Origin of the sequence: Cupriavidus necator N-1 (assembly GCF_000219215.1) — a bacterium.
In the GTDB taxonomy this organism is placed as follows: domain Bacteria; phylum Pseudomonadota; class Gammaproteobacteria; order Burkholderiales; family Burkholderiaceae; genus Cupriavidus; species Cupriavidus necator.
The window spans coordinates 305547-332191 of sequence record NC_015724.1 but is presented as its reverse complement, the minus strand read 5'-3'; the positions used below and the strand labels follow the sequence as shown (position 1 = coordinate 332191).

At 63.2% G+C, this 26645-nt stretch carries 28 protein-coding genes; 25 read left to right on the top strand and 3 right to left on the bottom strand.

Features of this window, described 5'->3' with window-relative positions; translation table 11 throughout:
- The first annotated feature begins 569 nt into the window (after positions 1-569).
- From CNE_RS38180 to CNE_RS38085, 20 genes are all read left to right on the top strand, one after another.
- The gene (locus tag CNE_RS38180) at positions 570-1475 is read left to right on the top strand and encodes a hypothetical protein (protein WP_013954406.1); all 906 of its coding nucleotides are present in this window, start codon (positions 570-572) and stop codon (positions 1473-1475) included.
- A 543-nt stretch (positions 1476-2018) separates the two neighbouring features.
- Positions 2019-3683 carry a PRTRC system ParB family protein gene (locus CNE_RS38175; RefSeq protein WP_013954405.1) on the top strand — a complete coding sequence of 555 codons (1665 nt, stop codon included), beginning with the start codon at positions 2019-2021 and terminating at the stop codon, positions 3681-3683.
- A 64-nt stretch (positions 3684-3747) separates the two neighbouring features.
- Entirely contained in the window at positions 3748-4206 is a 459-nt protein-coding gene (locus CNE_RS38170) for a PRTRC system protein E (protein ID WP_013954404.1), read from the top strand.
- An 11-nt stretch (positions 4207-4217) separates the two neighbouring features.
- Positions 4218-4436 carry a PRTRC system protein C gene (locus tag CNE_RS38165; protein ID WP_013954403.1) on the top strand — a complete coding sequence of 73 codons (219 nt, stop codon included), beginning with the start codon at positions 4218-4220 and terminating at the stop codon, positions 4434-4436.
- A gap of 102 nt (positions 4437-4538) precedes the next feature.
- Positions 4539-5672: a PRTRC system protein F gene (locus CNE_RS38160; RefSeq protein ID WP_013954402.1), complete on the top strand. Its 1134-nt coding sequence runs from the start codon at positions 4539-4541 to the stop codon at positions 5670-5672.
- A gap of 9 nt (positions 5673-5681) precedes the next feature.
- The gene (locus CNE_RS38155) at positions 5682-6398 is read left to right on the top strand and encodes a PRTRC system protein B (RefSeq protein ID WP_013954401.1); all 717 of its coding nucleotides are present in this window, start codon (positions 5682-5684) and stop codon (positions 6396-6398) included.
- Between the two features lie 8 nt (positions 6399-6406).
- Complete coding sequence (locus CNE_RS38150) at positions 6407-7048, top strand: PRTRC system protein A (protein WP_013954400.1); 642 nt, start codon at positions 6407-6409, stop codon at positions 7046-7048.
- A complete protein-coding gene (locus CNE_RS38145; RefSeq protein WP_013954399.1) occupies positions 7048-7842 on the top strand; it encodes a PRTRC system ThiF family protein in 795 nt (264 codons plus the stop codon). The genes CNE_RS38150 and CNE_RS38145 overlap by 1 nt, the downstream gene beginning before the upstream one ends.
- Before the next feature lie 124 nt (positions 7843-7966).
- Positions 7967-8464: a phospholipase D-like domain-containing protein gene (locus tag CNE_RS40575; protein ID WP_041229408.1), complete on the top strand. Its 498-nt coding sequence runs from the start codon at positions 7967-7969 to the stop codon at positions 8462-8464.
- Between the two features lie 148 nt (positions 8465-8612).
- Positions 8613-9344 (top strand): hypothetical protein, encoded by a 732-nt coding sequence (locus tag CNE_RS40570; RefSeq protein WP_013954397.1) that lies wholly within the window; start codon positions 8613-8615, stop codon positions 9342-9344.
- Positions 9345-9647: 303 nt separating this feature from the next.
- Positions 9648-9842, top strand: coding sequence for a DUF3085 domain-containing protein (locus CNE_RS40565; protein ID WP_080569701.1), 195 nt, complete (start codon positions 9648-9650; stop codon positions 9840-9842).
- 190 nt (positions 9843-10032) lie between these two features.
- Positions 10033-10461 carry an outer membrane lipoprotein gene (locus tag CNE_RS38125; protein ID WP_238553244.1) on the top strand — a complete coding sequence of 143 codons (429 nt, stop codon included), beginning with the start codon at positions 10033-10035 and terminating at the stop codon, positions 10459-10461.
- Between the two features lie 193 nt (positions 10462-10654).
- Positions 10655-11035: a hypothetical protein gene (locus CNE_RS38120; protein WP_013954393.1), complete on the top strand. Its 381-nt coding sequence runs from the start codon at positions 10655-10657 to the stop codon at positions 11033-11035.
- 194 nt (positions 11036-11229) lie between these two features.
- The gene (locus CNE_RS38115) at positions 11230-11610 is read left to right on the top strand and encodes a hypothetical protein (protein WP_013954392.1); all 381 of its coding nucleotides are present in this window, start codon (positions 11230-11232) and stop codon (positions 11608-11610) included.
- Positions 11611-11619: 9 nt separating this feature from the next.
- Positions 11620-12090 carry a hypothetical protein gene (locus tag CNE_RS38110; RefSeq protein ID WP_013954391.1) on the top strand — a complete coding sequence of 157 codons (471 nt, stop codon included), beginning with the start codon at positions 11620-11622 and terminating at the stop codon, positions 12088-12090.
- Positions 12091-12348: 258 nt separating this feature from the next.
- On the top strand, positions 12349-12714 hold the full coding sequence (locus CNE_RS38105) for a DUF4313 domain-containing protein (RefSeq protein ID WP_013954390.1): 366 nt from the start codon (positions 12349-12351) through the stop codon (positions 12712-12714).
- Positions 12715-12783: 69 nt separating this feature from the next.
- Positions 12784-14349, top strand: a complete 1566-nt coding sequence (locus CNE_RS38100; protein WP_013954389.1) for a hypothetical protein — start codon at positions 12784-12786, stop codon at positions 14347-14349.
- A gap of 290 nt (positions 14350-14639) precedes the next feature.
- Entirely contained in the window at positions 14640-15665 is a 1026-nt protein-coding gene (locus CNE_RS38095; protein WP_013954388.1) for an ATP-binding protein, read from the top strand.
- An 89-nt stretch (positions 15666-15754) separates the two neighbouring features.
- A complete protein-coding gene (locus CNE_RS38090; RefSeq protein ID WP_013954387.1) occupies positions 15755-16672 on the top strand; it encodes a hypothetical protein in 918 nt (305 codons plus the stop codon).
- Positions 16673-16679: 7 nt separating this feature from the next.
- Positions 16680-17921, top strand: a complete 1242-nt coding sequence (locus CNE_RS38085; protein ID WP_013954386.1) for a vWA domain-containing protein — start codon at positions 16680-16682, stop codon at positions 17919-17921.
- Between the two features lie 186 nt (positions 17922-18107).
- Here the strand turns inward: CNE_RS38085 and CNE_RS38080 are convergent, their stop codons facing one another.
- The 3 genes from CNE_RS38080 to CNE_RS38070 are packed head-to-tail and all read right to left on the bottom strand — an operon-like array spanning position 18108 to position 19806.
- Positions 18108-18545, bottom strand: coding sequence for a bactofilin family protein (locus tag CNE_RS38080; protein WP_013954385.1), 438 nt, complete (start codon positions 18543-18545; stop codon positions 18108-18110).
- A 9-nt stretch (positions 18546-18554) separates the two neighbouring features.
- A complete protein-coding gene (locus tag CNE_RS38895; protein ID WP_049800776.1) occupies positions 18555-19160 on the bottom strand; it encodes a hypothetical protein in 606 nt (201 codons plus the stop codon).
- 43 nt (positions 19161-19203) lie between these two features.
- Positions 19204-19806 (bottom strand): hypothetical protein, encoded by a 603-nt coding sequence (locus CNE_RS38070; protein ID WP_013954384.1) that lies wholly within the window; start codon positions 19804-19806, stop codon positions 19204-19206.
- A 633-nt stretch (positions 19807-20439) separates the two neighbouring features.
- On the opposite strand from CNE_RS38070, the gene CNE_RS40560 reads away from it, so the two are divergent.
- From CNE_RS40560 to CNE_RS38050, 5 genes are all read left to right on the top strand, one after another.
- On the top strand, positions 20440-20763 hold the full coding sequence (locus CNE_RS40560) for a DUF7696 family protein (protein WP_080569700.1): 324 nt from the start codon (positions 20440-20442) through the stop codon (positions 20761-20763).
- Positions 20715-22046, top strand: a complete 1332-nt coding sequence (locus CNE_RS38065; RefSeq protein WP_013954383.1) for a recombination directionality factor — start codon at positions 20715-20717, stop codon at positions 22044-22046. Before CNE_RS40560 ends, CNE_RS38065 begins: the two co-directional genes overlap by 49 nt.
- Before the next feature lie 139 nt (positions 22047-22185).
- On the top strand, positions 22186-23607 hold the full coding sequence (locus CNE_RS38060) for a metallophosphoesterase family protein (protein ID WP_013954382.1): 1422 nt from the start codon (positions 22186-22188) through the stop codon (positions 23605-23607).
- Between the two features lie 160 nt (positions 23608-23767).
- On the top strand, positions 23768-24286 hold the full coding sequence (locus tag CNE_RS38055; RefSeq protein WP_013954381.1) for a hypothetical protein: 519 nt from the start codon (positions 23768-23770) through the stop codon (positions 24284-24286).
- A complete protein-coding gene (locus CNE_RS38050; protein WP_013954380.1) occupies positions 24274-26601 on the top strand; it encodes an AAA family ATPase in 2328 nt (775 codons plus the stop codon). Before CNE_RS38055 ends, CNE_RS38050 begins: the two co-directional genes overlap by 13 nt.
- Positions 26602-26645: the final 44 nt, after the last annotated feature.

Here is a 26645-nt window from a genome sequence, read left to right as displayed (position 1 = left end):
TCGGTGTGCTCGCTGAGCATTATATTGGATTGCCGTGGGCAACGACGCAGGAAGACGCTGTTCGCGCCAAAGCCTCGAATGTCTCCTTTCGATGGTCGGATCCACCTGCGCTACTTCCGCTTTGGGTCGGGATCGGTCCAGCCGCTGGCCGCAGCCAAGCGGTCGTCACGGGACGACCGAAGGAGTCAAGGCGCGGATTTCAGCAATCGGTGGCTGCGGCGGCGGGGGTCGGCGGGTTCACCACCCCGCCTGAACGCAGCAGCCTTTCGAAGACCCAGGGGTGGTGCCACTGTCTCCGGCGCATGACCCGCTCTACATATTCCTTGTGATGGGCGGCGTCCCGCGCTGCTTTACCCTGGTGTCGGCGAGCGTTGCAAAACCGGCGGGCGGCCACGATGTTGCTTTGGGAGTCCCCACCGCCATCGACTCTGGCATGTAGATGCTCGGCCGTGCATTGAAGGTGTCGAGCCTGCCGAATGGAGGGATCGAACCATCTGACATCTACTCGTCATGCGTACAATGCCATGCGCATGCTCAAGCGCTCGGTACTACTACACTGAAGGGAGAATATGGGAGAAGCTAAACGACGAAAGCTGCTGGCCGTCAGCGATCAAGTGACCTCGAAGCCGGCTTCGGTGGGGCTTTGGCCATTGAGCAACGCGAGCACCCAGCAGGGGCTCGACGCCTGGTTCGTTCAACGTGGTATCGACCCGTCGAGGCCGCGCTTGCATGACACGCCAGAATTTCTGCGCGCCGAAGCGCAAGACCCGAAGGCACTGAACATGGTCGCGCGTCTCGTCGAGACTAGAAGTTACACGGCCGATGAGTTGCAACAGGCCGAGCGCAAGATCCTGGTCGCGGCAGAGGCCGTGGCCGACCGCGTTGCGCGCGATGGGCGGCACGGGCTGTGCGTAGTCGCGTCGGGCGTTCTTTCGCGGATTCTCGACGAGCTCGGCGTGTGGAACTACACCGCGAAGAGCAATCTGGCCATCCACTTCCCGCTATCGGTGTCGGTCACGCCTCGCTACTTCTACTCGATCGACCAGCGCCAGTTCGTCGCGCCCCACGCGATTGTGGTGGCCCCACCATTCACGGTAGTCGACGTCACGGTGCGGCACCAGATGTATGACAAAGATGCAATGGCGCAGTATTTGCCGGTGATGGCGGCCACCAAGGAGTTTCGACCCTACCGAGTGACACCAACGGAGCTCGTCTCACCAGAGTCTCGGGCGATCCTCAGAAGGCAGGGCATGCCGGTCGAGACCTACTTGGCGCGCGAGAGGTCCGCCATGCTGGAGCTCATGAAGCAGCTGCCGTCCCGGGAGGTAACTCTTGATGGCGGGCGGCTGGGCTACGGCCTCGTCGCCGTCGGCGGCTACCAGGAGCGGTTGCACGAACTGCACGGGAAGAACTGCAGTATCAACGGCCTGATGCCGATGGAGATCTTCGAGCAGGACGTGCTACCAAAGCTTTGATGGGCTGCGCTACCAGGCGCCCACTGACAAGGCGACCGCAAGCGCTGCAAAGCCGACATTGAGTCAGTTTTTCCGAAAGACTGCAAGGGGTCGATTTGAGCCCTCTGGCCTTGACCGCGACCTAGCCCCGCAGCATGAACAACGCTTCATTGTGCGCATGGTGGGCGATCCTTCAAAAGAGATAGCAAATTCGTGAGCTTTCGCCGGATGGACTGCGTCGGTTCCGCGATAAGATGATTTCCCGTAGCCCCCGCTACGGACCCAAGACCTCTTAGGACTCGCCCTCCCGTTGTGGAGGGCCTTTTTTTTCGTCCTGCGCCGTGTAGTTGGGTCGCGGCCATCTGGCGCGCAAGTTTCGATTGGTTTATCCTTACGGCTACTTCCGCGTCCCTGACGCATCGACCACGCACCGCCTGGTGCACAGCTTTTCGCAGTAATTTGGCCTCCCGCATCGCCGGGCTGCCAATTTCACTTTCTTATCCCATCGGGAACCTGTTCCCGGTGCGGCAACGGGTTCCCATTCCCCATCCGGAGAGCCCAATCATGCAAAGCCCCACTATCGCCCTCGGCAAGATCCGTCCTGGCCGCAACCCGCGCAAGTACTTCGATGCTGCCGAAATGGCGGAGCTCACCGATTCCGTTCGCGAGAACGGTGTTATCCAGCCAATCCTGATTCGTCCGTTGGGCGATGACGGCTACGAGCTGGTGGCCGGTGAACGCCGCTTGCGTGCCGCGAGGGCGGCGCACGGCGACGACTATCCCATCCCTGTCACCATCCGCGAGATGACCGAAGAGGAGGCCGACCGGCTCGCCCTCATCGAGAACGTCCAGCGTGCGGACATGGCCCCTTCCGAGGAAGCCGTGGCTGCCGCACGGATCGTTGGACAACTTAAGGGCGACCGCGAGGAAGCCGCCAAGATCCTGGGCTGGTCCCGCTCCACGCTGGACAAGCGCCTGGGGCTGATGAACTGCAGCACGTCCGTTCTGGACGCGCTCAACACCCGCACCATCCAGCTTGGCCACGCCGAACTGCTAGCGACGCTCGCCAAGGACAAGCAGGACAAGCTCCTGCCCGTCATCGTGGGCGAGAAGAAGTCGGTGGCCGAACTGAAGAAGACCATCGAGGCCGCCGCGTGCAGCCTCGCTACGGCAATCTTCGATAAGGCCGACTGCGCTGCTTGCCCACACAACTCGTCGTTGCAGACGGAAATGTTCGGCGAGGCGATTGCGACCGGCAATTGCACCAACCGCGCCTGCTACACGCAGAAGACCGACAAGCAACTGGAAACGGTAGCCTACGGCCTGAAGGATGAGTACCCGGTGATCCGGATTGTGCGTGCGGGGGACAACCATACGCGCGTGCAACTGGTGGTGGACGGTCCGACCGGCGTTGGCGAAGATCAGGCGAAGGCCTGCCATGCCTGCGAGCACTATGGCGCGGCGGTCAGCGCGTTGCCGGATAGCATCGGCAAGGTCTTCCGTGGTCAGTGCTTCGATACGGCTTGCAACAGCAAGAAGATCGCGGCACGCCTGAAGGCTGAGCGCGACGCCAAGGCGAACGCACAAAAGCCGGCCGCTGCAGCCGCGGGTTCATCCACGACTGCCAAAGGCTCGACCAAAACGCCTGCAGAGGAAAAGGCTGTCACGCACATCAGCGAGACCGAGAAGGTGAAAGCCTACCGGGTCGCGCTGTGGCGCAAGGCACTGCGCCGCGAGGCCGCAAGCGTTCCCGAGACCGCCAACATCTACCTGCTGGCGGTGGCGCTGTCCGGCCTCTCGCGCAACATTGGTGGCGACATCATGGGCAAGATCTTCGAGAAGCTGACGGACGAGAAGGCTACGTCCACCGACCTCAAGAAGAACCTGTCCACCGTGCAGGAGCTGGATGCCGGCAAGCGTGTCACGCTGACCACAGCAATGACCGTCGCGGCCATCGAGGGGATCGAAGTCAATCACCTTGTGGCGCTCTGCCAATACCACAAGCTGGATCTGCGCCAGCATTGGAACCTGCAGAAGTCCAAAGACTTCCTGGGGCTGCTGACCAAGTCGGAAATTAAGGTGCTGGCCGACGAGCTGGGCCTGCGTGCCGCACTTGGTGACAACTTCGCCAAGGTCTTTAACAAGTCCAAGCCGGATCTGATCGAGGCGTTGCTCAACGTCGACGGATTCGAATACGCGGGCAAGCTGCCCAAGGTTCTTCGCTTCTGATCGCAATCGACCGCTTCCCGGCGGTCGCTTTCCCCCATTTACTCATCTTTTCAAGGATCTCCCCATGTTTCAGGAACTCGTTCCGCTCGTCACCGCGTGCGACAAGGTTGTGCTCACGCTAACCATGAAGGGTGACGCGATGGCTGTTGTCGTTGCACCGGTCGTTTCCAAGGCCGCTGACGCGGCGCTGGCCACCCCGCTCGCTCTGACCGCCTCCCCGGCGGAACTGGACGAGGGCTTTGCCCAGGCAATCTCCTCGGTGTCGGTCTCGCATCGCTCGTTGGCCGAACAGGTCGAAGCCACTGCTTCGATCCTGAACGCGGCAACCAGCGCGCAGTCTACCAAGGCACAGAAGGCGCTATCCAAGGCCAACAGCAAGCCGGTCGCATCGTCTTCCGATGATGCGGATGGGACTGACGGCACGGACGACAACGCGGAAGGCGAGGGCAAGGCTGCGGCCCCCGCGCCCCAGGCATCCTCGCCCGAGCCGAGCGGTACCAACCTCGCCGATCTGCTCGGATAAGGAGCGACACCATGAGCCTGACTGTCCAGCAACTGACCCGTGAATTCATCTACAACGGCATGACCCTGATGGATCCTGGCCCGGCATTTTCGACCGACCAGGTGCGCGACATGTACACCGCCCAGTACCCCGAGCTGACCACCGCCACGGTGGATGGTCCGGTGCATAACGGGACCGTCATGCGCTACACGTTCGTGCGCGCCGCCGGCGCCAAGGGCTGCCATGCGTAAGCGTGACTTGATGCAGGCACTGTCCAGTCCGGACTTCTGCCTGCCTTCCAACCAGAAACCGCCCGAAAGGGCGGTTTTTTCACATTCTGAGGAGATGGAATCGTGCTGTTCGATGCTCGCCCATCTGATGAAATCTTCATTGCATCAGGGCCCGGCTGGACGCCATCGCGACAGCCTCCCGCTGCCAGACGTCGACCTGCCCATGGTTTTCTGACGCTACCCTCGCTCTCGGCCGAGATTCCCGCCCGCGGGAAGCTGCAGTACGGCGAGGGCGCGGACACGCTCAGGCTGATCCGCAAGCAGTTCGAAACCGGCGTGCTGGCGGCCCGGGACGTGCAGGGGGCGGCCAGCGCCGGTGATGCGTTCGCGCAGGCCATGTTCGCCTGGCTGCGCCGGCGCATGCCCAAGTGCAAACGGTTGAACTTCTCGTTCGCGTTGCTCGACCTGGCTGCCGCAAGGGAGCAGGTCGATCAGTTCGGATGGGACGAAGACCTCCATGCGCCGTTGTACCTGGCGATCGAGCTTGACGAGGAAGCCGTGTTCGAGATCGGGAAGCGTGCCGATATCATGCGCCGCGCTGATCCCGCCCTGCTGTACACGGCCACACACCTCGTCAACGAGGCTGCGGGTCGATCGCTCTTCGTGCGCACGCCAGACGAGCTGGCGGACATGTTCGCCCGCTGGTGGTGGGAGTGCGATCCGACAATGAGCGATGAGGAGGCGCGGGAGTTTCTCGGCGAGCGGTTCGGCGACGCTGACAGCTCCGAGATCGAGCGCTACCTGCCGTCCAAGGTACTGCCAGTGCTCGCCCCAGATGACGCGGTGCCTGCATTTGCGCGACGGGACAAATCCGTGCGCATCGACTGCTTGCGCGCTCCGCAACTGGAGGCGCTGGCGGGTCAAAAACGTGGCCTGCCACGCCGAATTTGCCTTGCGCTGCTGGACCTACAGGCGGTACTCGCCCGGACCCGGCGCAGCCGTGCACTCAACCACGCGCAATGGGCAGAACCTGCCTACTCGGCTGCGACGCTCTGCATGTGGAGGGGGCACTGGGTGGGCCAGATCCTCGATGACCACTTCGACTCCCTGAATTGCGGGGGCGACGCCACGATGTATCAGTCGCTAATTCCGCTGGCAAATACCCCTCGCGCAATCCGGCGCCAGTTCAAGCAACTGGCCGACATGATGGACGTCATCGCGGCACTCGACCGCGTTCTCACCTTAATTTCTGAATAGGAGGGCCACATGGCCAAGATTCATAGTGCTTCACGCGACCATGATGTGGCCCTGCAAGGGGCCATTCTGCTGTATGGGACTGACCTCAGTGCGTTCTCTTATGCCACGGCGCATCGCATCGTCACCGATGCTCAGACGGGGCGACCCGTGATCGGAGCCGGCACGCCACTGAACCGGCGTGCGCTGATCCAGGCGGTGCGTCAGGTCGCCGAGGCCTCGCTGCCCAAGGGCGAGTTCTTGACGCCCAACGTGCTGTCGATCGGCCCGGATGCCATCACCTGGTGGTGTCCGCCCGGCAATCGCCGCGTGTACTTCAACTGCGAGGAGCTGGGCGATCGCAGTGCCATGACGCCCCATCCCGGACTGGTCTTTCACGCGTCGCCTGCCGGCTTTCGTGTGTTCGCCCTGATGGAGGATGAGCGCCCGACGCCGGAATCGATGCTGTACGAGCCGCCTTACTTCAATACCTGGGACCACGGGAAGATCTGCATCGGCACGGCCCACGTGCCAAAGCAGATCGACGCGGCGTCCATAGCCGGCTGGGAAGGGGCGTTCTTCGCCTCTGCCTTCACCCATCCCAATCACGGCGGCAAGCGGGTCGACTATGACGACGGCTTCTACGCCTTCTGGCGCGACATGCTGGACGGGAGGTTTCCAACCTTCCCAAAAGCGGCGCTCATCCCCATGAACCAATCCCTCGGCAACCTGATCGCCGGGCAATTCTGAGACTGAACATGCATCCGATGGACATTACCCTGCAGCAATCCTTTCCGTCCGTGATGGTGCCGCGCTTCGGCGAACTGGCACCACTGGAAGCGACGGGAGAACGCCTGCTTATCGCCGCCAACGGCGTGTTTCTGGAAGTGTCGCGGCCATGGCTGCGGCTCGTGCGCCGCGTGGGCCAATTCGACGTCAAGACTGCGGTGCCGTATGGCACCGCGGCCGAGGCGACGGACCTGCGCTGCGGCAAGCTGCCCGCGCACCTGATCGGGCAGTTTGCCGAGCTGGCGCGTGCGGCCATGCCCAACGAGACCGGCAGCTGGATCGTCTGGCATCCGGCAACTTGCGCATTCCGGCTGGTGCCGGTCACGATGCTGTCGCACGGGCGCGGTCATTTGCAGTACGACCGGCCGGCGCTGGCGGATGGAGAAGTGCTGGTGGTGGATTGCCATTCGCATGGCAACTTCCCGGCGTACTTCTCATCGACCGACAACGATGACGATCAGCATGACGTGAAATTCGCCTTCGTGATGGGGAACTGCCTCGCCGCAACACCGTCGCTGTGCCTGCGGCTCTGTGCCAAGGGGATCTTCGAGGCAGTGGACCGTGTACCAGGCGACTGGTACGCGGCTGCACGGGCCCAGGAGGTAGTGTGATGAGTTTCGAGCACCATATCCCCGAAACGATGCGCGTCAATGCGTGGAAAGTAGTGGTAGTGGGCGCTGGCGGTACCGGCAGCGCCTTGCTGCCTGCACTGGCGCGTCTGCACCACGCCATGCTCGAACTCGGCCACCCCGGCGGCATCGAGTGCACGGTCTACGATGACGACACAGTGAGCGAGACGAACGTCGGCCGCCAGGGCTTCTACCCGAACGACGTCGGCCAGCACAAGGCGACCTTGCTGGTGAACCGCCTTAACCTGCTGATGGGCACCCGCTGGGAAGCCCGCCCGCGACGGATCGGCAGCCAGGATCGCTTTGTCTGCGACATGGCGGTCGGTTGCGTGGACTCCCGCGCGGCGCGCAAGGCCATTCTTGGCGCGCTCGAGCGCGGCACCGGTGGCTACTACCTGGATTGCGGCAACGAGACAGACCGCGGTCAGGTCATTCTCGGCCAGGTGCGCGGCAAGCGGGAAAGCCGGTTGCCCCATGTGGGCGACCTGTTCCCGGAACTGATCGATCCGAGGGGCGACAAGGCCGACACTGCGCCGTCCTGTTCGATGGCCGACGCGCTGCGCAAGCAGTCGTTGGTCATCAATCAGGCGATCGCGGTGCAGGCCTTCAACCTGTTGTGGACGCTCTTCCGGACGGGCACGCTGAAGTATTCAGGCGTGTTTGTGAACCTGGAGGCGGGGCGGACCAACCCATTGCCGATTGATCCTGCGGCGTGGGCGCGATTCGGCTATGACCTCAGTGCCAAGCCGACGCGCAAGCGCGGCGCGGCAAAATGACAGCGCGATGCGCGATCATGCAACCACCCCCGACGAAAGTTGGGGGTTTTTTCTTCGTGCTGCGCGCGTACAGTGCTGGGTTTCGTCGGAAGCAAAGCGGGTCATATATGGCTCGTATAGAGGCATGATTGAACTGATCATCAATGAGTCGAAGCACAATAATCACCTGACCCGGGTCGGCCAGTTGCTTGAGGCGGCCAGCAATGTAGTCATCGTTTCTGGATGGCTCAAGAAGGAGGGTGTCGATGTGCTGAAGTCCGCGCTGCTGGCCGCAGTAGGCCGGGGCGCCACTGTTACCGTCTACTCGAATAAGGGTGACCGAGCCGAAGAAACAGAGCAAGTTGCCATTCAGCGGCTCACCGAATTGGGCGTGTCGCACGTTTTGGTGAGAGATTTCTACCTACATTCCAAGATCTACTATTTCGAGCAGGGCGACCGATACACAGCGCTCATTGGCTCTGCCAATCTGACGAGAGGTGCCCTGTGCTCCAATGAGGAATTGTCGGTCGAAGTCTCTGGCAACCTGGGCGATACGCAGCACACCCAGATTTTTGCCTATCTGGCGCGGGTGAAGGCTCGCATTCCGGCAAAGGCGAGCGTGCTGGCCAGGGTCGCGGGCTAGTGGTAGGCGGGATGCTGTGCTAGTATCCCTATCACTTCTCGCGTCACCGACGCATCGACCTTTCCGAGCCTGACGTCCGTCAGGTATTCGCAACCCACTGGGGCATTGTCCCCGTGGCTGTGCTCCTGTCTTTCCCCGGAGCACAGACGTGAACCAAATCATCCAGATTGACCCGCGCCAGCTCAAGGCCATCGCCTTGCTTGCGCCCAAGCAGGATCCCCGCCATTGGCTCAATGGAGTCTTTGTTGAGGCCATGGCACGCGAAACCCGTCTGGTTGCCATGGACGGACAACGCATGGGCGTGTTCCGCGCAGAGAAGGCCAACCAGCTTGGCGACGCCATCTGCGTAAGCTGCATCCTGCCCCACAACGTCATCGAATGCGTAAAGCCGGTGCGCGGCAAGTTTGGCTTGCTGGACCTGCGCCTCGATACCGAGCGGCCCGGCTGGGCCGAACTGGTGCACGGCGGCACACCATTCGAATTTGTGCGGCGCGATCCGTGCTATCCCGTCTACCGTCGCGCCATCGGTCCCCATCGGGGTAGCGGTGAGCCGGGGCAGTGCGACCCGCGCCACCTCTATGACTTCCACCGCGTCTTCCTGGCGCTGGAGGGCAAACTCGCCGCTGACCGCGGCGGCGTCTATCTCCATCACAACGGTACCGACAATACGCGCGTCAGCCTCTGCGGGCGCGAAGACTTCGTTGGCACTGTGCGACCACGCGAGGCTGACGGCCCGGCTTTGCTCTTCTGGGCGGAGTCGCCGGTCCCCGTCGCTCGCGTGAACCCTGCGGACGTTCCGACACCAGACAGACAGCCAACGGGCTGCAGCGTGAAGGTTCGCTTCCTCACAATCCCTTGTCTCTTCGGAAAACTTCCGTGAACAACAGGGAAAATTCCTCCCAAGCAATCTCGCGCATTATCGCAACGCTTATCCGCGTGGATGGCGATGCGCCTGTCCTGGCAGATCCTGCTTAATCGTCATTCGTCATTCCTTGCGGGGCAAAGTCCCTCGGGGGCTTGCTCCGTTCACCTTTTCAGGATGCCTCAAATCACGCTTTCCCGTTCGCAGGTTGAGTCCCTTGTCGCCTTCTGCGACGCGGCGAAGTCCGAGAAGTTTTTTATCGCCAAGGACCACGGCGCTTATGTGGGCTATAGCACCGGCCCCAAGCCGGAGTAGCAGTGTCTGTTTTACTTTAAGGGGTGCAACCCGGCCGTGGATGCGGAGTTCTATGAGAACGCCCGGCGCGGTTTTGGTGGCGATGATTTCGGTGAGCGTCTGTCTCTGACCGGTCTCAAGGAGACCCTGGCCAATGCAGATTGCAAGTCCGTGCGGATCACCGTCACGCCCAGGTCTATCCGGATCGACGCGTTCGCCTGAGACGGCTCCACAAACGATGCCCGGACTGCTAAGATAGCTGCACTTCTCGCGTCCCTGACGCATCGACCACGCCGGCATCTCCGCTGGCACAGCTTTTCCCCTACGGGCCTTCCTGCCCGTAGGCATGTTGGCCCATTTTCATGTGAGGCCAGCATGTTCAAGCGTTATTTCCTCCTCTTTGCATTTGTCAGTGCTATCAGTGGCCGCGCTGCTCAGTTCGCCCAATGTCTACCGCGGTTCCGATGCCATGCGCGCCGGTTCCGCGGAGCAGGTGACGGTAGTGCGCGTGCGCAACGTCACCATTGCGGGCGACAGCATGTTGTCGGCTAACTCCGGTGTGCCGGCAATCCTCAGCACGTTGGTTGGCGCAGTACTCGGTGCGCGTGTCATCGGCAACGGCGATGGGCGTTACATCGCCGGCGCGCTCTCGGGCACGGCAGCGGGTGTCATCGGGCAGGTCGCGGCTACGCACCTGTCGCAGCGCGACGGCGTGGAGGTCATTGTCCGCACGGACAGCGGCCGCCAGCTCGTCGTGGCACAAGGCGCCGATCAGCAGTTCGTCGTCGGCGAACAACTGTACCTGGTGTCGTCGGGCGGCGGCTATCGCCTGACGCGTTGAACTGAGCACCGGCTTGCCGGTGCTCCCATCCCTCGCAAGCCCCAAGAGGGCTTGCCCCAGCGTTCGCGCTTGGGCAAGCGCTTTTGATCGCGTCCACGACGCATCGAAATCCGCGCCTGGCACCGCCAGGACCATCCCTTGCACCCACGGGGCACCGCCCTCGTGATCGGCGTCCCGTGCCATGGAGCCGACTATGCAATCCATCACCCCGATCCAGACCGAAGGCAAGACCGTCGACCAAGTCACCAGCCTTCTTGCGCGTACGCTGCGCGCCATCGACCTCGAGCCGGAGTGGATCATTCCGGCAAATCATTTTGCTGACGCAAACGAGGCGCAGTACGGGCTGTTGCCCGACGCGGTCTGGCCGGCAGAGCACGCCCGCCATCGCTTCGCGGTCTCGGTCGACCGCGGCTGCTCGGAAGGCTGGCGCGTGCACGTCGATCACATCGCGACTGCCGTCGAAGGTCCCACCGGTAGCACGGCGCTGCGCAAGCTCGTTGTGGCCAAGATGTTCAGCCGCGACCAGGCGTGGCAGACGGCGCGCGTGATCAACCGCTTGCTGGACATCGACTGATCCGGAATGCGTGGCGCCTTCGGGCGCCGCGCACACCGCACCAGAGTGCTTGCTCAATCGACGAGCGATTCGGCAAACACTCTTTGATCGCGTCCAAGACGCATCGAACCCCCGTCTGGCTTGTCCAGACCTTCACCCTTCTCGGGACACCGTCCCGATGGGGATGGCCGTCCCGATCATTTTCGAGATCTGCCATGAAAATCCCCAAGTCCTTTACACAGCCGCATCAGCCCGGCAATGCCGCGTCCTGCGCCAACCTCAAACGCGATGCTTCGCGCGTCTTCCGCCGTCTGGCCTGCGACCTTGGCCTGCGCCAGCGAGACTTCACTGTGCGCGAGCGCCGGCACCGCCGCCACCAGGCCGATCTCTATGCGCTGCACACCGACAGCCTGTACGTGCAAATCGCCCATGCGCCACAGCAAAACGCTGCTCACATGAGCTTTCGCACCTGCCGCGGCCGCGACGACCATACGGGCGGTCGCGACAACGCGGTGTGCTTGCATTCGATCGGCTCGCCCGAAGGCTATGCTTCGCTCGTTGCTACGCTGCGTGTGGTGGCTAGCCGCCGAAGCTAGGGGGAGGCTATGACCACACTTATCAAAGTGACATTCACTGGAACCACCGGCGAGGAGACCACTGGCAAAGCCCAGTACGATCATGCCAGCGGTCTCGTGACCTTGCCGACAAGCTTCCTGACGCTCATCGAGCAGGCAAAGGCGGTGGGCATCGGCTATGCGCTGGTAGCTCACGAAGACGGGTATCAATTCCCTCTGCTTCATGACGGCGGGGCAACCTACCGAATGGACCGCAGTCGGCGCGCGCGCCGCAGCCTGCTGGTTCTGGCATGGAAGGCAGTGGCTGAGCCAACTAAAGAGCAACGACAGCAGTCGGGTCGTTTCGCTCACACGCTGTCGGCAGCCGCGGTGATTGGTGCGGCCGGCTACCTTGGTACCAACCACACCTGGTCCATCCGTGCCGTAACCGACGTGATTAGCCTGGTCGGAGTCGGTGTTGTACTATTCTTCGCAGGCGCAATCCTTTCGAAGGGAGACTAAGAATGACCCTCGGCTTGTTTGTTGTGATTCTTGGCGGTGCGATTGCAGGCTTGCTCCTGTGGGCCGGCCAGAACGGCAAACGCGTTCACAAGGACTAAGTGATCCGTAGTTCTCACGATCGCAAGTCGCCGTCGATTTCCTAGGCGTCCAGATTTCTGGATGTCTTCTATAGCGCACCCTGTAAGGGGTGCGTTTTTGTTTACCCACCCACCGGGGCGTGCCCCGTTGGGGCAGCCCTGTAGCCCTCAGGAGTGCCCCATGGAAGAACACATCATCGGCGCGGGCATGGTCAGCTACCCAGCAGGCCTGCAGCTTCGCGTCCACGTCTATCGCAACAACAATCGGCCGGCGCTGGCGTTGATCTGTGCCGACGACTACCTACCTTACCTCGACCTCACTGCCAACGTTCCCGACCAGGAACTGGCCGAAGACGAGGTGTTCATTGCAGCCTGGAACGTTCCCAACGACGTCTTGACGGCGCTGCTGGAGTCCGGCTGGTTCGTGCCTGCGCGCACGATCGCCACCGGCTACATCCGCGGCCCCGTCTGGAAGATCCAGTCCGCCGACCTGCTCGCCTGGATCGCGGACGCTCGCGAAGACGCGCTGGCGGACATGCCGCAATAACCCTTTCACCATCTCACCCACGCGGGGCAATGCCCCGATGGGCATGCTCCGTTCTCTGCCGGAGCAATCATGTACGTTATCTCGACTGGCCCGGAACGGGTCGACACCCGCACGACCCTAGCCGGCGTGCTGGCTTATCTGAATCTCGAACCTGGGCCCAAGCCCGGCTTGCGCGCAGAAGGCATCTCGGTTCGCCATGTCGAGCGCGGCGCCATTCCCGTTTTGCGGCTGCACTCCGGGCAATTCGCGGTGCGGCCCGCCGGCGACCCGAAGGCGATCCTCACGTCCATCCTGGACGAGGTTGAGCGCTTCATCGTCCGTCCGCAGGGCAAGGTGCTGCGTCCGCACGAGATGAGCCGTACGTCGTGGCTTGCCGTCTATGCGGCCGGCCGCCTTGCGGTCTTCACCAACGAAGCGGTCGATCCCGACCAGGTCGCGGACCTCGGAGCGGCCAACCTCGATTTGTTCGCGGTGGTCGAGCCGTTCGATGCCTACGAGTTCATCCGAGTGGAATTCGATCGCCGATTTGGCTACGGGACCAACGGCCCTGAGTACTCGCCTGGCGCTGGCGTCAATTCGCGTTACGAAGTGCACGTTGCCTACGCGCTTCAGCGGGGCGAGCCGGTGCGCGACTGCATCCTCAATGCCTACCGCCACGACGGTGATGCGGCAGATGCTGGTCGGCACGACCTGCATTGGCTGCGGACGCTAATCGCGGTGCCAGCGCTGCGCGGGGCCTTGTCGCCAGGCAAGCTGCAGTCGCTGTGCGACGTGATGCGCCAAGACGAGCTCGCCATTACCGATCGCAACGCCGCGCGGCTCATCGCACTGGTGAAGCCCTTGCCAGACGACTGCACCTACGTGACGGTCGACGATGCGCTCTATGCTGCGCAGGTGATCCCGCCTTTGGCGGCGCCCGTCGGCAAGCCGCCGAGCGGTGATGATGCCGCGCCTGTCTCGCCGTTGGCTGCCCGCCTTCACTCGCTGATCGGTGCCAAGCGGTACGCCGAACGGCTTGCGCGCGCACAGGCTGAGCGCGCCAGGGGCGCGATGAGTGAGCGCTGCTTGCAACGCGAGACGGCGCTTGCCGCCATCGAACGTGACCACGCCAGCTTCTCATGGCCGAACCGGTTTGCCTTGGCGGTCATGCAACGCGACATCGCAACGCTATTGCAAACGCTGGACACGCCGAACGATCGCAACACATCGTCCAAGCGTGCGCTGCGTGAGCAATTCGGCGTTGTCCTGACCGGCGTACCCGCTGTCACACGGCGCCGCCGCATTTTCGAGCTGTGCGGGTTTTCCGAGGCTGAACAGCAGCATTGGGAAGCTCAGGCGCAGACTGCACGCACCGAGCGCCTGCAGGCGGATGATGCGGAGCGGGCGCGCGAGCGGGCCGAAGCGTCGCGCTGGAGTGTCGATGGCAGGAAAATGAACGGGCGCGAGTATGTCGACCTGTGCATTAACCAAGGTTTCAGCCAGATCCGGCATTTCCCGCGCGGCAGCGCTCGGGTCTACTACATCGAGCAGCCGGCGACGCGGACCATCAGACGTCTACAGGCCAAGGATGGCACGCTGGACTATGCCCGGTCGCGACTGGCCGTGGCGTCCGCTTCGATGGCAGTGGCCGCCTGATTGGCTTCCTCGCGTTACTCCCCGGCCCTGTGCCGGGGAGATTTTCTCTCTCGCCCCAAAAGGGACGCTAATTTCATCATGTTTCGTCGGCCTAATCCGCTGACTCTGAGCTAGCCTGTCTACTGAGCGCTGTTCGTACTGGTTCGGATCAGTCCAAACCGCGTTTTACCCGCGTCTCCTGACGCATCGACCTCTGCCAGCTTCGAGCTGGCCTATTCATTGAACCTTCCCACAGGGACACCATCCCTGTCGGGCGGGTGGCTTTGTGGGACTTCCCTTTAGGACATCCCATGAAAGTGAACCCTTCCCAACTGCACACCCTGCTCGCGGCCTTCATTCCCGCACGCCTGCCCGTCCTCATCACCGGGGCGCCTGGCATCGGCAAGAGCGATATCGTGGCCAGCGCTGCCAAGGCTGCAGGCTACGACCTGCTGATCTCCCACCCGGTGGTGGAAGATCCGACCGACTCCAAGGGCTTGCCCTTTCCGGCAACGGATGGCGCGGGTGCCAAGTTCCTGCCGTTCGGGGATCTGGCCACCGCGCTCAACAGCCTGCGCCCGCTGGTCTGGTTTATCGATGACCTTGGACAAGCCTCGCCGGCCGTCCAGGCGGCCAAGATGCAATTACTGCTCGCGCGGCGCATTGGTGAACACGTCCTGCCGGACCACGTCACCTTTGTTGCCGCCACCAACCGTCGCAGCGACAACGCGGCGGTGTCCAACATCCTTGATCCGTTGAAATCCCGCTTCAGCACCATCGTTGAGTTGGAGCCGACGATCGAGGACTGGACACGGTGGGCGGTCACGAACCATGTGCCGCCCGTGCTGATTGCCTTTCTGCGCTTCCGTCCTGACCTGCTGCTCTCGTCCGAGCGCAGCAAGGAAGTGGAGAACCTGCCCTCGCCGCGAGGCTGGGGGCACCTGGCGCGTCAACTGCCGCTGGTACCGCCCGGCATGGAGATCATCGTCTCGGCCGGCGCGGTGGGCGAGGGCGCGGCGCTCGAGTTTGAGTCGTTCCGCCAGATCTATCGCGAGCTGCCCAGTGTCGATTCGGTGCTGGCCGCCCCGGAATCCGCGAGGATTCCGGACAAGGTGGCGGCGCAGTACGCCATCTGCTCGGCGCTCGCCTCCGTTGCCAACGAAAACAACTTCGATCGCGTGATGGTGTACGCCAATCGCCTGTTCGAAGCCCATCTCGGGGAGTTCGCGGTGATGCTCGCCACCGACGCAGCACGCCGCGACTCGCGAATCTGTGCCACCCCGGCGTGGATCAATGCGCAGGGCTGCAAGCTCGGTGAGTTGCTGCTCGGCAACTGATCCACCTTTCTTCTTCATCCCATGACGGCGAGCCATCCGGCTAGCCGTTTGTCTTTGCAGCCGTATCCGTCCCATTTTCAGGATTCATCATGAACATTCAAGACATTATCAAGCGCGTCATGCTCGCCACCTTCAACACGTCGGTATGGCGGGCGCGCAAATTCGACACCCGGGCGACCGAGGAAGTCGAGGCGAACCACGACACCAAGGACATTGGCCGCTTCAACAAGAAGCTGCTGACCGAGGGTGCGACGTCGTACAAGGAGGTGTGTGCGATCGCCAATCGCGCACGCGCCTATTTCGATGCGCACAGCCTGGACTACGACCAACTGGGCGTGCGCCTATTGCCCACCGACATGTACATGGAGGTGGCCGATCGTCAGCGTCAGTTCCAGGACGAGTTCAACGCCGCTACCGCGGTGTTTCTTGGCGACTATCCGCGCCTGAAGGATGAGGCGCGCGAGGCCCTGAACGGCCTGTTCGACGAGGCGGATTATCCGACTCAGGCGGAACTGGCGAAGAAATTCGGCATGCGGCTCGCAGTGCTGCCGTTCCCCGACGCTAGCCAGTTTGACATCGCTCTACCCGCCAACGTGCTGGACGGGCTGAAGACGGATATGGACCAGCGAGTGCTCGGTGCGGTGAAAACCGCCAATGACGACCTGGTAGGCCGGCTCTTCGAGGCTGTGCAGCACTTCGCCAACCGCCTGTATGGGGCGACGAACGTGCGGCTGGACGTTGCCGACAAGGTGCGCGAGTTGAGCGCGCTGCTGCCCAAGCTGAACTTCTCCGGGGACCCGGCGCTCACGCGCATCCTGGAGGACACCCAGCAGCATCTGGCGCGGCACAGCGGCCTGGACCTGCGCAACTCGACCGAACTGCGCAAGCAGGTGGCCGAGAAGGCTATGGAGATCGAGGCACAGATGGCCGCCTTTATGGGCGGCCCTCCGCCGTCGTCGGATGCCACTGCGCCCGCCTCGCCGATGTTCCAAATGCTGACTGCGTGAGGCCGTCATGCGCGATCGAATCTCGAAGCAGCGTTCCCAGCTTATCCTGTCGCAACCGTTCTTCGGGGCGTTGCTGATGCGGTTGCAGCTGGTCGAGGATCCGTCGTGCAAGACGTTCTGGGTGAATGGCGTGTCGCTGGGCTACAACCCGGCGTATGTCGCCACCCTGAGCGATCTTGAACTGCGCGGCTGTCTGGCGCATGAGGTCCTGCATCCGGCCAATGGCCATTGCTGGCGCCGTGGTGTGCGTGATCCCGGCCGTTGGAATCATGCGTGCGACTATGCGATTAATCCATTGGTGCTGAACGCCGGCTTGCAGCTGCCGGCCGGCGCGCTGATCGACGGACGCTTTCTCGGCAAGTCCGCGGAAGAGATCTATGCCATGTTGCGCCAGGAAGGATCGGAGCAACCGCAACCGCAGCAGCCGCCGCAACCAGCACCCCAACCCCAACCACAGCAGGATGGCAGCGGTCAGGGTGATGGCAGCGGCCCGCCACAGCCTGATGGGCAGGACGGGCCGGACGATAGCAGCGCCGGGGGCGATCCTTCCCAGGCTTCGCCGGAGTTTTCACCCGGGGAGGTGCGCCAGCAACCGCAGGCAGCACAGCAGGCGCTGGCCAACGAGTGGAAGGTGGCGGCGATGCAGGCGGCGAAAGCCGTGCAGATGCGTGGAAAGCTTCCCGGCGACCTGAGCGCAATGGTGGCGTCAGCCACGCGGGCTTCGGTGGACTGGCGCTCCGTGCTGCACCGCTTTGCCTTCGAGCAGACTCGTTCGGACTATAGCTGGGCCATGCCGAACCGGCGGTACACCCACATGGGCCTGTACCTCCCGGCTTTGCATGACCAGTCGGTGGGCGATGCGGTCTTTGTGCGCGACACCAGCGGATCGGTATTCGACGAGACGCAGGCCCAGTTCGGCGCGGAGATCGAAGCGGTCTTCACGTCGCTGCAGCCGCGGCGTTTGTTCGTGGTGGACTGTGACACACGCATCGCACAGGTACAGTGCTTTGAAAGGGGCGAGGCTATCGAGCTTGGCCCCATCCGTGGCGGTGGCGGCACAAGTTTTGTAGCGCCGTTCGCCTGGCTGGAAGAGCAGGGTGTTCACCCGGCCTTCCTGGTCTATCTGACGGACATGGACGGGAAATTTCCGTCCGCGCCGCCAGCGTACCCCACGCTGTGGGCTTCGACCACGCCGCTGCGTCGGATTGCTCCGCCGCCGTTTGGCGAGGCGGTCGAGGTAATCGTTTGAACCCAACCCCGGAGCTTGCTCCGGGGTTTTTCTGTTGCATGTGAGCGCCGCATACCCACGCAACCGTCGACGCGGCGACTGCTGACTACTCGATAGCCGCACCAGAAACAACAAAGCCCGGCAAGCCGGGCTGTTGCAACTCAAAAGAGATGCTTAATGATGTGCGTTTCCGCAAATAGGGTGGACTCATGTGCTCGGGGTAGCCGCCGTGTTCGCATCGGCCATCTCAGCGGGATCGACTGATCCCGCCACCACAGCTTCTCGCGCAAAGACGTGTGCGCCGGTGCCAGCCGCGATGGCTGCGACCCGCGAAATCTTGCTCTCGAGGTTTGCGTTCATCCCCAGCCGGATGGTCCCGGCGTAGAAGATCTCACCCTTCACGCGGCCGTTGAGGATTAGCGTACTGCGTGCCGCCACGTCGCCCTCAACGATGCCGTCCACGATCACGTGGTCGCCTTCGACCTTGCCGCGCACGATGCCGCCGGCGGCAATGTGGAGCAGTCCGGCGGAGGAGGAAAGGTTGCCGTCGACGAGGCCAAGGCAGGTGATGCCATGATCCGCAGCCACATCACCGTGGATGCTCATGCCACGATTGAGCACGCTGAAAAGAGGGGTGTCTTTCATGGAAAATCCTCAGAACAGCTTGATCTCGGCCGCGCCGTCGGCGCGACGGGCAGCAGGAGAGGCCGGCGGGGCCTTCGCAACCGCCGGGGCAGGTTCGGCCTTGCGCGCGACCGGAGCTGCTTCCCTCGCGCCGGAAGCCGGACTTGGTCGAGGCACTGGCGCGGCGACCGGCGGCGACGGCTGGACGGACGGTTGCGCGGGCTCGGCAACCCTTGCCCGCGGTTCCACAGGCTGCGCGCTCGCCGGTACCGACGCAGCATCCGCAACGGCGGCGACGGCCGGCGCTGGGGCGGATTCTTTCTCCGGCGCCATCGTCTGCATAGGCGCGGGAGCGGCAGACTCAGGCGTTGCCGCGGTGGTTTCCCGCCCATGCAGCCAGGTGGCGATCGACATGCCGAGTGCGCCGGCCGCTACGATCCCAACAATGACGGTGACGATCAAGCGGGCGCCGCCGGCGCGTTCTGCCCAACGTCGCGTCGCGCCTGCGGCAGCGTAGGCGTAGGCGGGAGGCGGCAACAGGCCGGGGGTAGTATGGTTGGAGCTTGTCGGAGCCTCCAGGGTGAGCGGGGCATGCGCGAACTGCTCGTGCAGGCGCTGGATATCTCGAATGTCCACGGTAATCCTTGGAGTCGGAAAGTCTGGAATGCGGAAGGGGCGGCTAAGAGAGCCGGCTACCGTCGTCGGCAAACCGGTCGTTGTCCGGAATGCAAAGCGTGTGGATGATGTTGATACGGCGGCTTGCGATATCGAGCTGGGTATCGCGCTCGGCCCCGGAGATTGAGCGCCCGATGTGCGCGAATAGCGTTGCCGACGACAGCTTGTCGTACTGGTTGAGCAGGCGCACCAGTCGCCCTGCGAGTGCGTTGGGCACTTCCAGGGCAACGGTTTCATAACCGATGGAAAACTCCACCTGGTTCTTCGTGGCGAGCCACTCGGTCACGCGCGTGAACCACTCCTCGGCCTCGCGAAAGGCTTCGTCGAGCGCCTTCACCTTCCCGCCGCGGGCCACCGAGCATTTGGCGGCGCAGAAATTGTAGTCATCGTGCAGGAAGCGGCGCGTGAACACCGAAGAGAACGAGACCTGCACCTTGGTGGCCGTCTCGGGAACGATGCGCGAGATGCGATCTTCGCTGATTAGCCGCGTGATCGGTTTGAGGCCAGTGTCTGGGGCGGCGCTCTCGGTTTGCGCCGCCTGCACGGCGTCGGGTGGGAATTGCGGTAGGTGGGCAGGAAATATCCCTGGCTGCTCGGCTATGTCCATGATCGTAAGTCTCTCTCTCTGCGGAGATTCTCTGTCAGGACCCGGTGCAAATGCGCATCGTAAAGTATGCGATTTTCGCGAGGTTACGCACTTTGCGCATTGGAGCATTCCGTGCATAATGATCTCACTTCTCGCGTCTCCGACGCATCGACCTGACTCCACCGCGAGTCCATTGCATTTCTCAAGTCGTGCCTTAGCGCATGCGCCGACCGGTTGGCTACCGGTGTGGACATTCCATTGCGATGAGCAATTTCGCCGTTTGCTCCCCATCTATCATCCGTAATACGCGTCCGTGATCTGTGCTGCTTCGGCATGCACAGTGGACACCGTTCGAGCCTGGGACCATGTGGGTCTCTCTCTCTTGCCCCTCCTGGGCAGAACGGCCGTCGTCGGCTGATCCGTGATCCTGCGGTGAACTCCGTGTTCTAAATGGGCCGAAGTGCAGCGTGAACCCTGCTGCACGAGGACGACTTTGCGTCCTCACATAGAGCTATGCGCGTTGTGCGCACTGCTCCCCGTTCGCCACGCCCCCGGAAGGGGCGTGGCAACGGGTTTTCCTGCGAACAAGCTCGCTTCCGCAATGCCGGAGCGGGCTTTTTTTGTTTGTAGGAACCCTCGAACAGGAGCTTAGCCATGCTGTCTGCTATCGATCAGAACTCCGAGATTCGTGCCGCGATTGCGGCTACGCTGGCCCGCCGCCGGCCCGACTACGTCGGGCTGCCGAATGCGTGGCTAAATTTGTGTGAAGCGGCCCATGTGGCCGGTCTAGCGGAACCCGCCCGAGCGGCGTTCCTTTCCGACGTAACGACCCAGCGCGGGGCCGACATAGCCCTGCGCCTTCGGGAGCATGCTGCGTCCATCCGCGTCGCCGTCGTTCAATACCTTCTTGAACGTAGGAGCAACGCACCATGCAACGAGCTATTGGCTACACCGACTTCAACCAGCCTCGCAGCCTGATCGAGGAACGGCCCGCGCGGCCACCCATCATTGGCAAGATTCGACCGGGCATCAAGGTGCTCACGAAGAAGGCCAAGGAGAACGAGCAGGCGGTCAAGATCCACGACGCCGGTCTCGCCCGCGGCGACTCGTTCGAGGCTATCGGCGACGAGATCGAACGCAAAACCAAACTGCGCAACGCCCTGGTGCCGAAGAACACGGCTTGGTTCACCTGCCGGTCTTCGGACTTCACCAATCCGGCCACTGCCGACGAAATCCTCCAGAAGTACGGCGAGGATCGCGGCGATGGCCTGAAGCTCTGGCGCTTCCCGGTCATCTTCGCCTTCGACGACTGGCTGGCCAACATGCCAAACCAGTTGAAGGTATGGGGCACACGTGGTCTGCAGTATTTCTCCGAGTATGGCACCGACGGAAAGCGGTATTGCAAGATGTATGCTGCGCCGGAAGTTGATCAGCGCGCTCAGCGCGCCAAGCGCCTCTTCGGCGGACGTACCATCATCCTGCGCCAGGACGACGCCATTGCCGACGGCGTCTGCGATCCGCACCAGTGTCCGCAGTACCAGGAACGCAAGTGCAACCTGAGCGCGAACTTCCTCTTTTGCGTTCCCGAAATCAAGGGCCTCGGCCTGATCGAGTTGCCGACCAATTCCATCTACGTGTTGCAGAAGGCGTATGCCGCAATGCAGACGGTGGCGTTGGCGCGGGGCGGCCGCATGGCCGGCCTGCAGTTCTGGCTCTCGAAGAAGGCGGTCGAGATTACCCGCATCGGTGACGATGGCCTGCCCATGCGGCAGGAACAGATGCTCACAATGCTGGACGCGGAAATCGACATGGGCGCGCTGCTGGATGGCGCTGACCAGATGGCCCCGGCGCTGGACGCTGCAAGCCACGCGGTCACCTTGCTCGAAGGCACAAACTCGGCAATGTCCGCAACCGCTGCGCCGCCGGCGTCGCCGGTAGCCGACATCTCCGCGATGACGTTGGCACCTGAACCGGCACCGATCGTTGCGCCGGTGTCGCATGCTGGACCGATGTCCTCCGAAGTTGATCCCGACGACCGTGAAAGCGTGCTAGCTGATCTGGCCGCTCGTCTTGACATGGCGAAGGGGCAGGACAAGATGGACCTGCTGGCCTTTGCGCGAATCGAATACGGCCAAGGCTGGACCAAGCGGCCCAAGGACGTCGACAGGATGATCGGCGAGATGCAGATCGCGCTGGCCAATCCGATGGCCTTCCGGGAGCAGGTACGAGCCCGCGTGCGCGAGGCGTCGGCTTCTGTCTAACGGCGTAACAAGGTGAACGGCGTGCAATGCGCCGTTCACGTTTGCGTTTCCTCAATTCCTTTCACCTGTGGCCGCTCCGGGCCGCAACCATCCCTTCCCCGCGCCGCTTCTGGCGCACATCCCATTGGAGATTCACATCATGCTCAAGGCAGCTGAGAGCCTGCTGCTGGCTCACTTTTCTGATTTGCACTATTCGACCGGCCATCTGGCTGAAGCGGATCGCTGTTTCGGCTTTGCCGTCGAGCACGCGATCGCCGTAGGCAGCCGGGTAGGCATCGTTTCGGGCGACTCGACCGATCATCGCCTGGACGCCCATACCCCGGCGCTGCGTGTGCTGGCCGAGCGTATCCGCCAGCTTTCCGGGCACATGCCCGTGGTGATGCTGCAAGGCACGTTCAGTCACGAGCCGCCCGGCACACTGGATCTGTTTCGCCTCGTTGGCAGTCGCTTTCCGGTCTACATCGCTGACCGCATCCACCAGGTGGCGCTGCGCGACGGGGTGTTCATCGCATCATCGGGCGCGCTGTTCACGCCAGTCGAGATCGAGGCGTTGCTGGCTGACGAATCGCCGGAGGTGATTTTCACTTGCGTGCCCACCGTCAACAAGGCGATGCTCGCGGCGGCAGTAGGGGCAACGGAGGCTGCAACCGCAGTCGGCGACCATCTGTCCGCCTACCTGCACGCGGCTGGCACCGTGAATCGATCGTTTCGCGCACGGGGCATCCGCACCATGGGTATTTCGCATGGCACCGTCAACGGCTGCCAGACCGAGCATGGCGTGCCGATGGCCGGATTCGATCACGAATTCACCATTGGGGCGCTGTTCGACGCGCATTGCGACGGCTTCATGCTCGGCCATATCCACCGCGCCCAGCAATGGGACCGCGAGGGTCGGTTGGTGGCGTATCCGGGCTCGATCGGACGCTTCCACTACGGCGAGATTGGCGACAAGACCTACCTGCAATGGCGCGTCGCTCCGGGACTGGCTGAAACAACCCCGGTTGTGACGCCCGCCCGCGAGACGCTGTGCATCGACTTCAACTCCCCGCCTGACATGGACGAGCTGGCCCGTGTCGCCGCGAGTGCGACCGACAAGTTCGTTCGCATCCGCTGGGTGGTCGACGAAGAACACCGTCAGGCCGTCGATCGAGACGCCATCGGCGTTTTGTTTGCCAAGGCGGCCGAGGTGAAGCTGGAAGGCCGGGTCCTGCCCGCCGTGCGCAGCCGTGCCGAGGGCATCAGCCGCGCCACCAGTTTGTCGGAGAAGATCACGCGATGGGGCGAGTTGACGCACGTCGACACCAACCCGTTGTTGGATCGTCTTTCGATGCTGGAGCACGCCGAGCCGCAGGCCATCGCGGACCAGCTACTGCAGCAGCTGGATCGCGAGGGTACTTCAGAAGTCGCGGCGCTCGCCGCGCCGTCGATGTCACCGGAGTTCGTGATAGAGGCAACGCCGGCGCCAGTCGAGGCCCCCGCGCCTGTCATCGTGAAGCCGAGCGCACCGCCACCGGCGATGGACTGGCTCACCGACGACCTGTTTGCGGAAGCTGCCGCCTAACCCTTGAACCTGGCCAAAGCCATGTTCCGAGAGCCCTGTGGGGCTGTCGAAACAAGGTTTCACCCGCGTCCCTCGGACGCATCGAAAGTTGTTTCATCCCTTTGACCCCTGACGGGTGCATCCCGTCCGGGAACGCACTCCGTCCACCTTGGAGTGCACCATGATGCTTTACCCTGCCGGCCCCGACTGGGCCCATACGTTTCAAACCGCACTGGCCGCGCCCACACTGGCCGCGCGCCTGGCGGATGCGCACGGCTTCACCCGCAGTACCCAGTTCCAGCCGTTCGGAACTGGGCGCGGCGCGGTGATTGCGCAGCGCGATCATCTGCTGGTCCTCGCGGTGCACGCCGCCGATGACCAGCACTGGTATGAGGTCACGCCCTCGCTGGAAATGCAGAACCTGCTCTGGTCGTTCTCCCATGGCTATGCCAGTCAGTGGAGCGCGCTGGAACTCAAGGCGCTGTCAGGCTGCACTGCATGGCCTGACGTGATCGCGCTCGCCCGCCAGCAGTTCGCGGCCGTCGTGCGCTCCCTGGAGCGCGCGCTGGCCGGGCTGCCCGAGCGGGACGAGCCGGCAATTGTCCCTGACATGCCCTCCTATGACGGCGATGTGATGGAACTGCCCGGCGACTACCTGGCCTCGATGACTGGCGTGGAGGTATCCGAATGCGCCCATTGAAGCTGACCCTTGCGGGCTTTCATGGCGTGCGCGATGGCATGCGCCGTGACAGCGTGACGTTGGACCTGACTACTCTGCCGCCCGGCCTGATCGCACTGGTCGGCCCCAATGGTGCCGGCAAGACGACGCTGATGGATAACCTCCATCCGTATCCGATCATGCCCAGCCACGCCTCGAAAATGTCCGCGGACGCCTTCTCCTACTGGGATCACCTCTGTGGCACCCGTGGCGAGAAGGATCTGGAATGGGAGCACGCCGGCAAGCAGTACCGATCGGCGTTCGCGTTCCGCAACCCGGGCAAGAGCCGTAAGGCCGAGTATTACCTGTTCGAGAGGGGTGCAAACGGCGACTGGGTACCGCTGCAGCTACCCGACGGCACGCTGTCGGATGGCAAGGCCGATACCTACAACCGCTGCATCGAGGCGGTGATGGGATCCCCCGAAGCCTTCTTCACCAGCGTGTTTTCGGCGCAGAACCGGCGCCCGATCGCCAGCTACCAGGCCAGCGAGATCAAGAAGCTGCTGGCCGAGCTGCTTGGCATCGACCACCTGCGAGACCTGTCGGCAAAGGCTGGCGAGGTGTCGAAGGGGTTGGTGAGGCATCTGGACGCTTTGCAGCGCGAATTGGTAGGCTTGTCCGCCCAGCGCGAGCGGGCCGCTCGGTTGGGCCGGGAAATCGATCAGACCGACGCGGCCCTGGCTGTGGCCCGGCGTGACCGGGACGGGCAAACTGCCGATGGCGCGAAGCTCCTCCAGGAGCGCGCGACGCTGGCGGCCAAGCAAAGTGCAAGCGCGGCGACCGAGGCGCGTCTGCGCGAACTCAGGCAACGGGAAACGGAACTGGGAGCGCGCCGGCGGCAGTTGGAAGCTGACCAGCGTGCTCTGGCCGCCCGCAGCGCCACGCGGCGCCGGGAGCTGGAGCAATTGATCGCCAGCCGCAAGCTGGTGCTGGCCGAAGGGCCGGCGATTCTCGCGGCCGCCGAGCAGCGTGACGTGTTGCAGATGGCCATTGGCCAGAAGCAGGGCGAGTTTGCCACGCAACAGCAGGCCGTCGGCCGGCTGGAGGCGCAGCATACGCAGCACGCTGCACTGTCCACCGAGTTGCAGGGGTTGGAAGCCCGTGGCAAGTCAGCGGCGCTGTTTGCCACCTCGCTCAAGGGCCAGGCCGACGTGATCGAAACGGTGCCATGCCGGGCCGATCCGATGCACGCTACCTGCCCGCTACTCGCGCAAGCTCGTGACGCCAAGGGGAAGTTGGCCGAACAGGTCATTCTTGTGCAGGACTTGCGGACGAGCTACCAGGCGAAGGTGCAAGCGATGAAGCCAATGGCGGAAGCTGTGGCCCTCCTGCCTGCCCAACGTGCCGCGCTGGCAGCCATGCAGTCGGCCCTGGCCCGCGATCAGCAGGAATTGCAACGGCTGACTGCTCTTGCGGCAAAGAAGCCCATGCTGGACGTAGCGCAGGAAGGGCTGGCGCAAGCCGAGCGCGATCTTGCCGCCCTGACGGGCGAGGCTGCTGCCAGCACGGCTCGGCACGACCGGGATCTTGCCGAAGCCGCTTCGCAGTTGTCACTCGTGCAGCGTGAGCTGTCGGGGCTGGCGACGGAAGACGTCACCGGGCTGCTGGCCGCCATGGACGTTCGTCTGCGCCAAAGCCGCGAGGCGGTGGTAGCGCTGGATGCGCGGATCGAAGCATTGATCCGTCAGCAAACCAGCCTGACAACCGAGTGCGAGCGCGTCGAGACTGTGCTGTCCAGTCTGCCTGCAGTACAGGGAAAGGCTGATCGGCTCTCCGACGAAATCGCGCAATGGAAGCTGCTGGCGAAGGCGTTGGGCAACGATGGCGTAATCGCGTTGTCCATCGATGACGCCGGCCCGGCGCTCACGCGCATCGTCAATGACCTGCTGCTCGCCTGCTACGGGCCGCGATTCACCATCGCGATCCAGACACAGACGACGCTGGCCAACGGCGACAAGCGCGAGGGGTTCGAGATCGAGGTGCACGACGCCGAGAGTGACAGCGCGAAGAACTTCGCTGTCATGTCCGGGGGACAGAAAATCTGGATCAACGAGTGCTTGACGCGGGGGATTGCGCTCTACCGGGCGCAGGACTCCGGGCAGTCGTTTCAGACGCTGTTCACCGACGAGGCGGACGGGCCGCTCGATCCAGAGCGCAAGCGTGCGTTCATGCGCATGAAGCGCGAGGTGCTGCGTCAGGGCCGGTATGTGCGGGAGTTTTTCATATCGCATACCCCCGACCTGGTCGATGAAGCCGATGGCGCCATTGACGTGGCCTCGCTGGCTGTAGCGCCGTAGTCATCGCCGTCCTTTTCAATTCACTGTCGGCCCCGCAAGGGGCT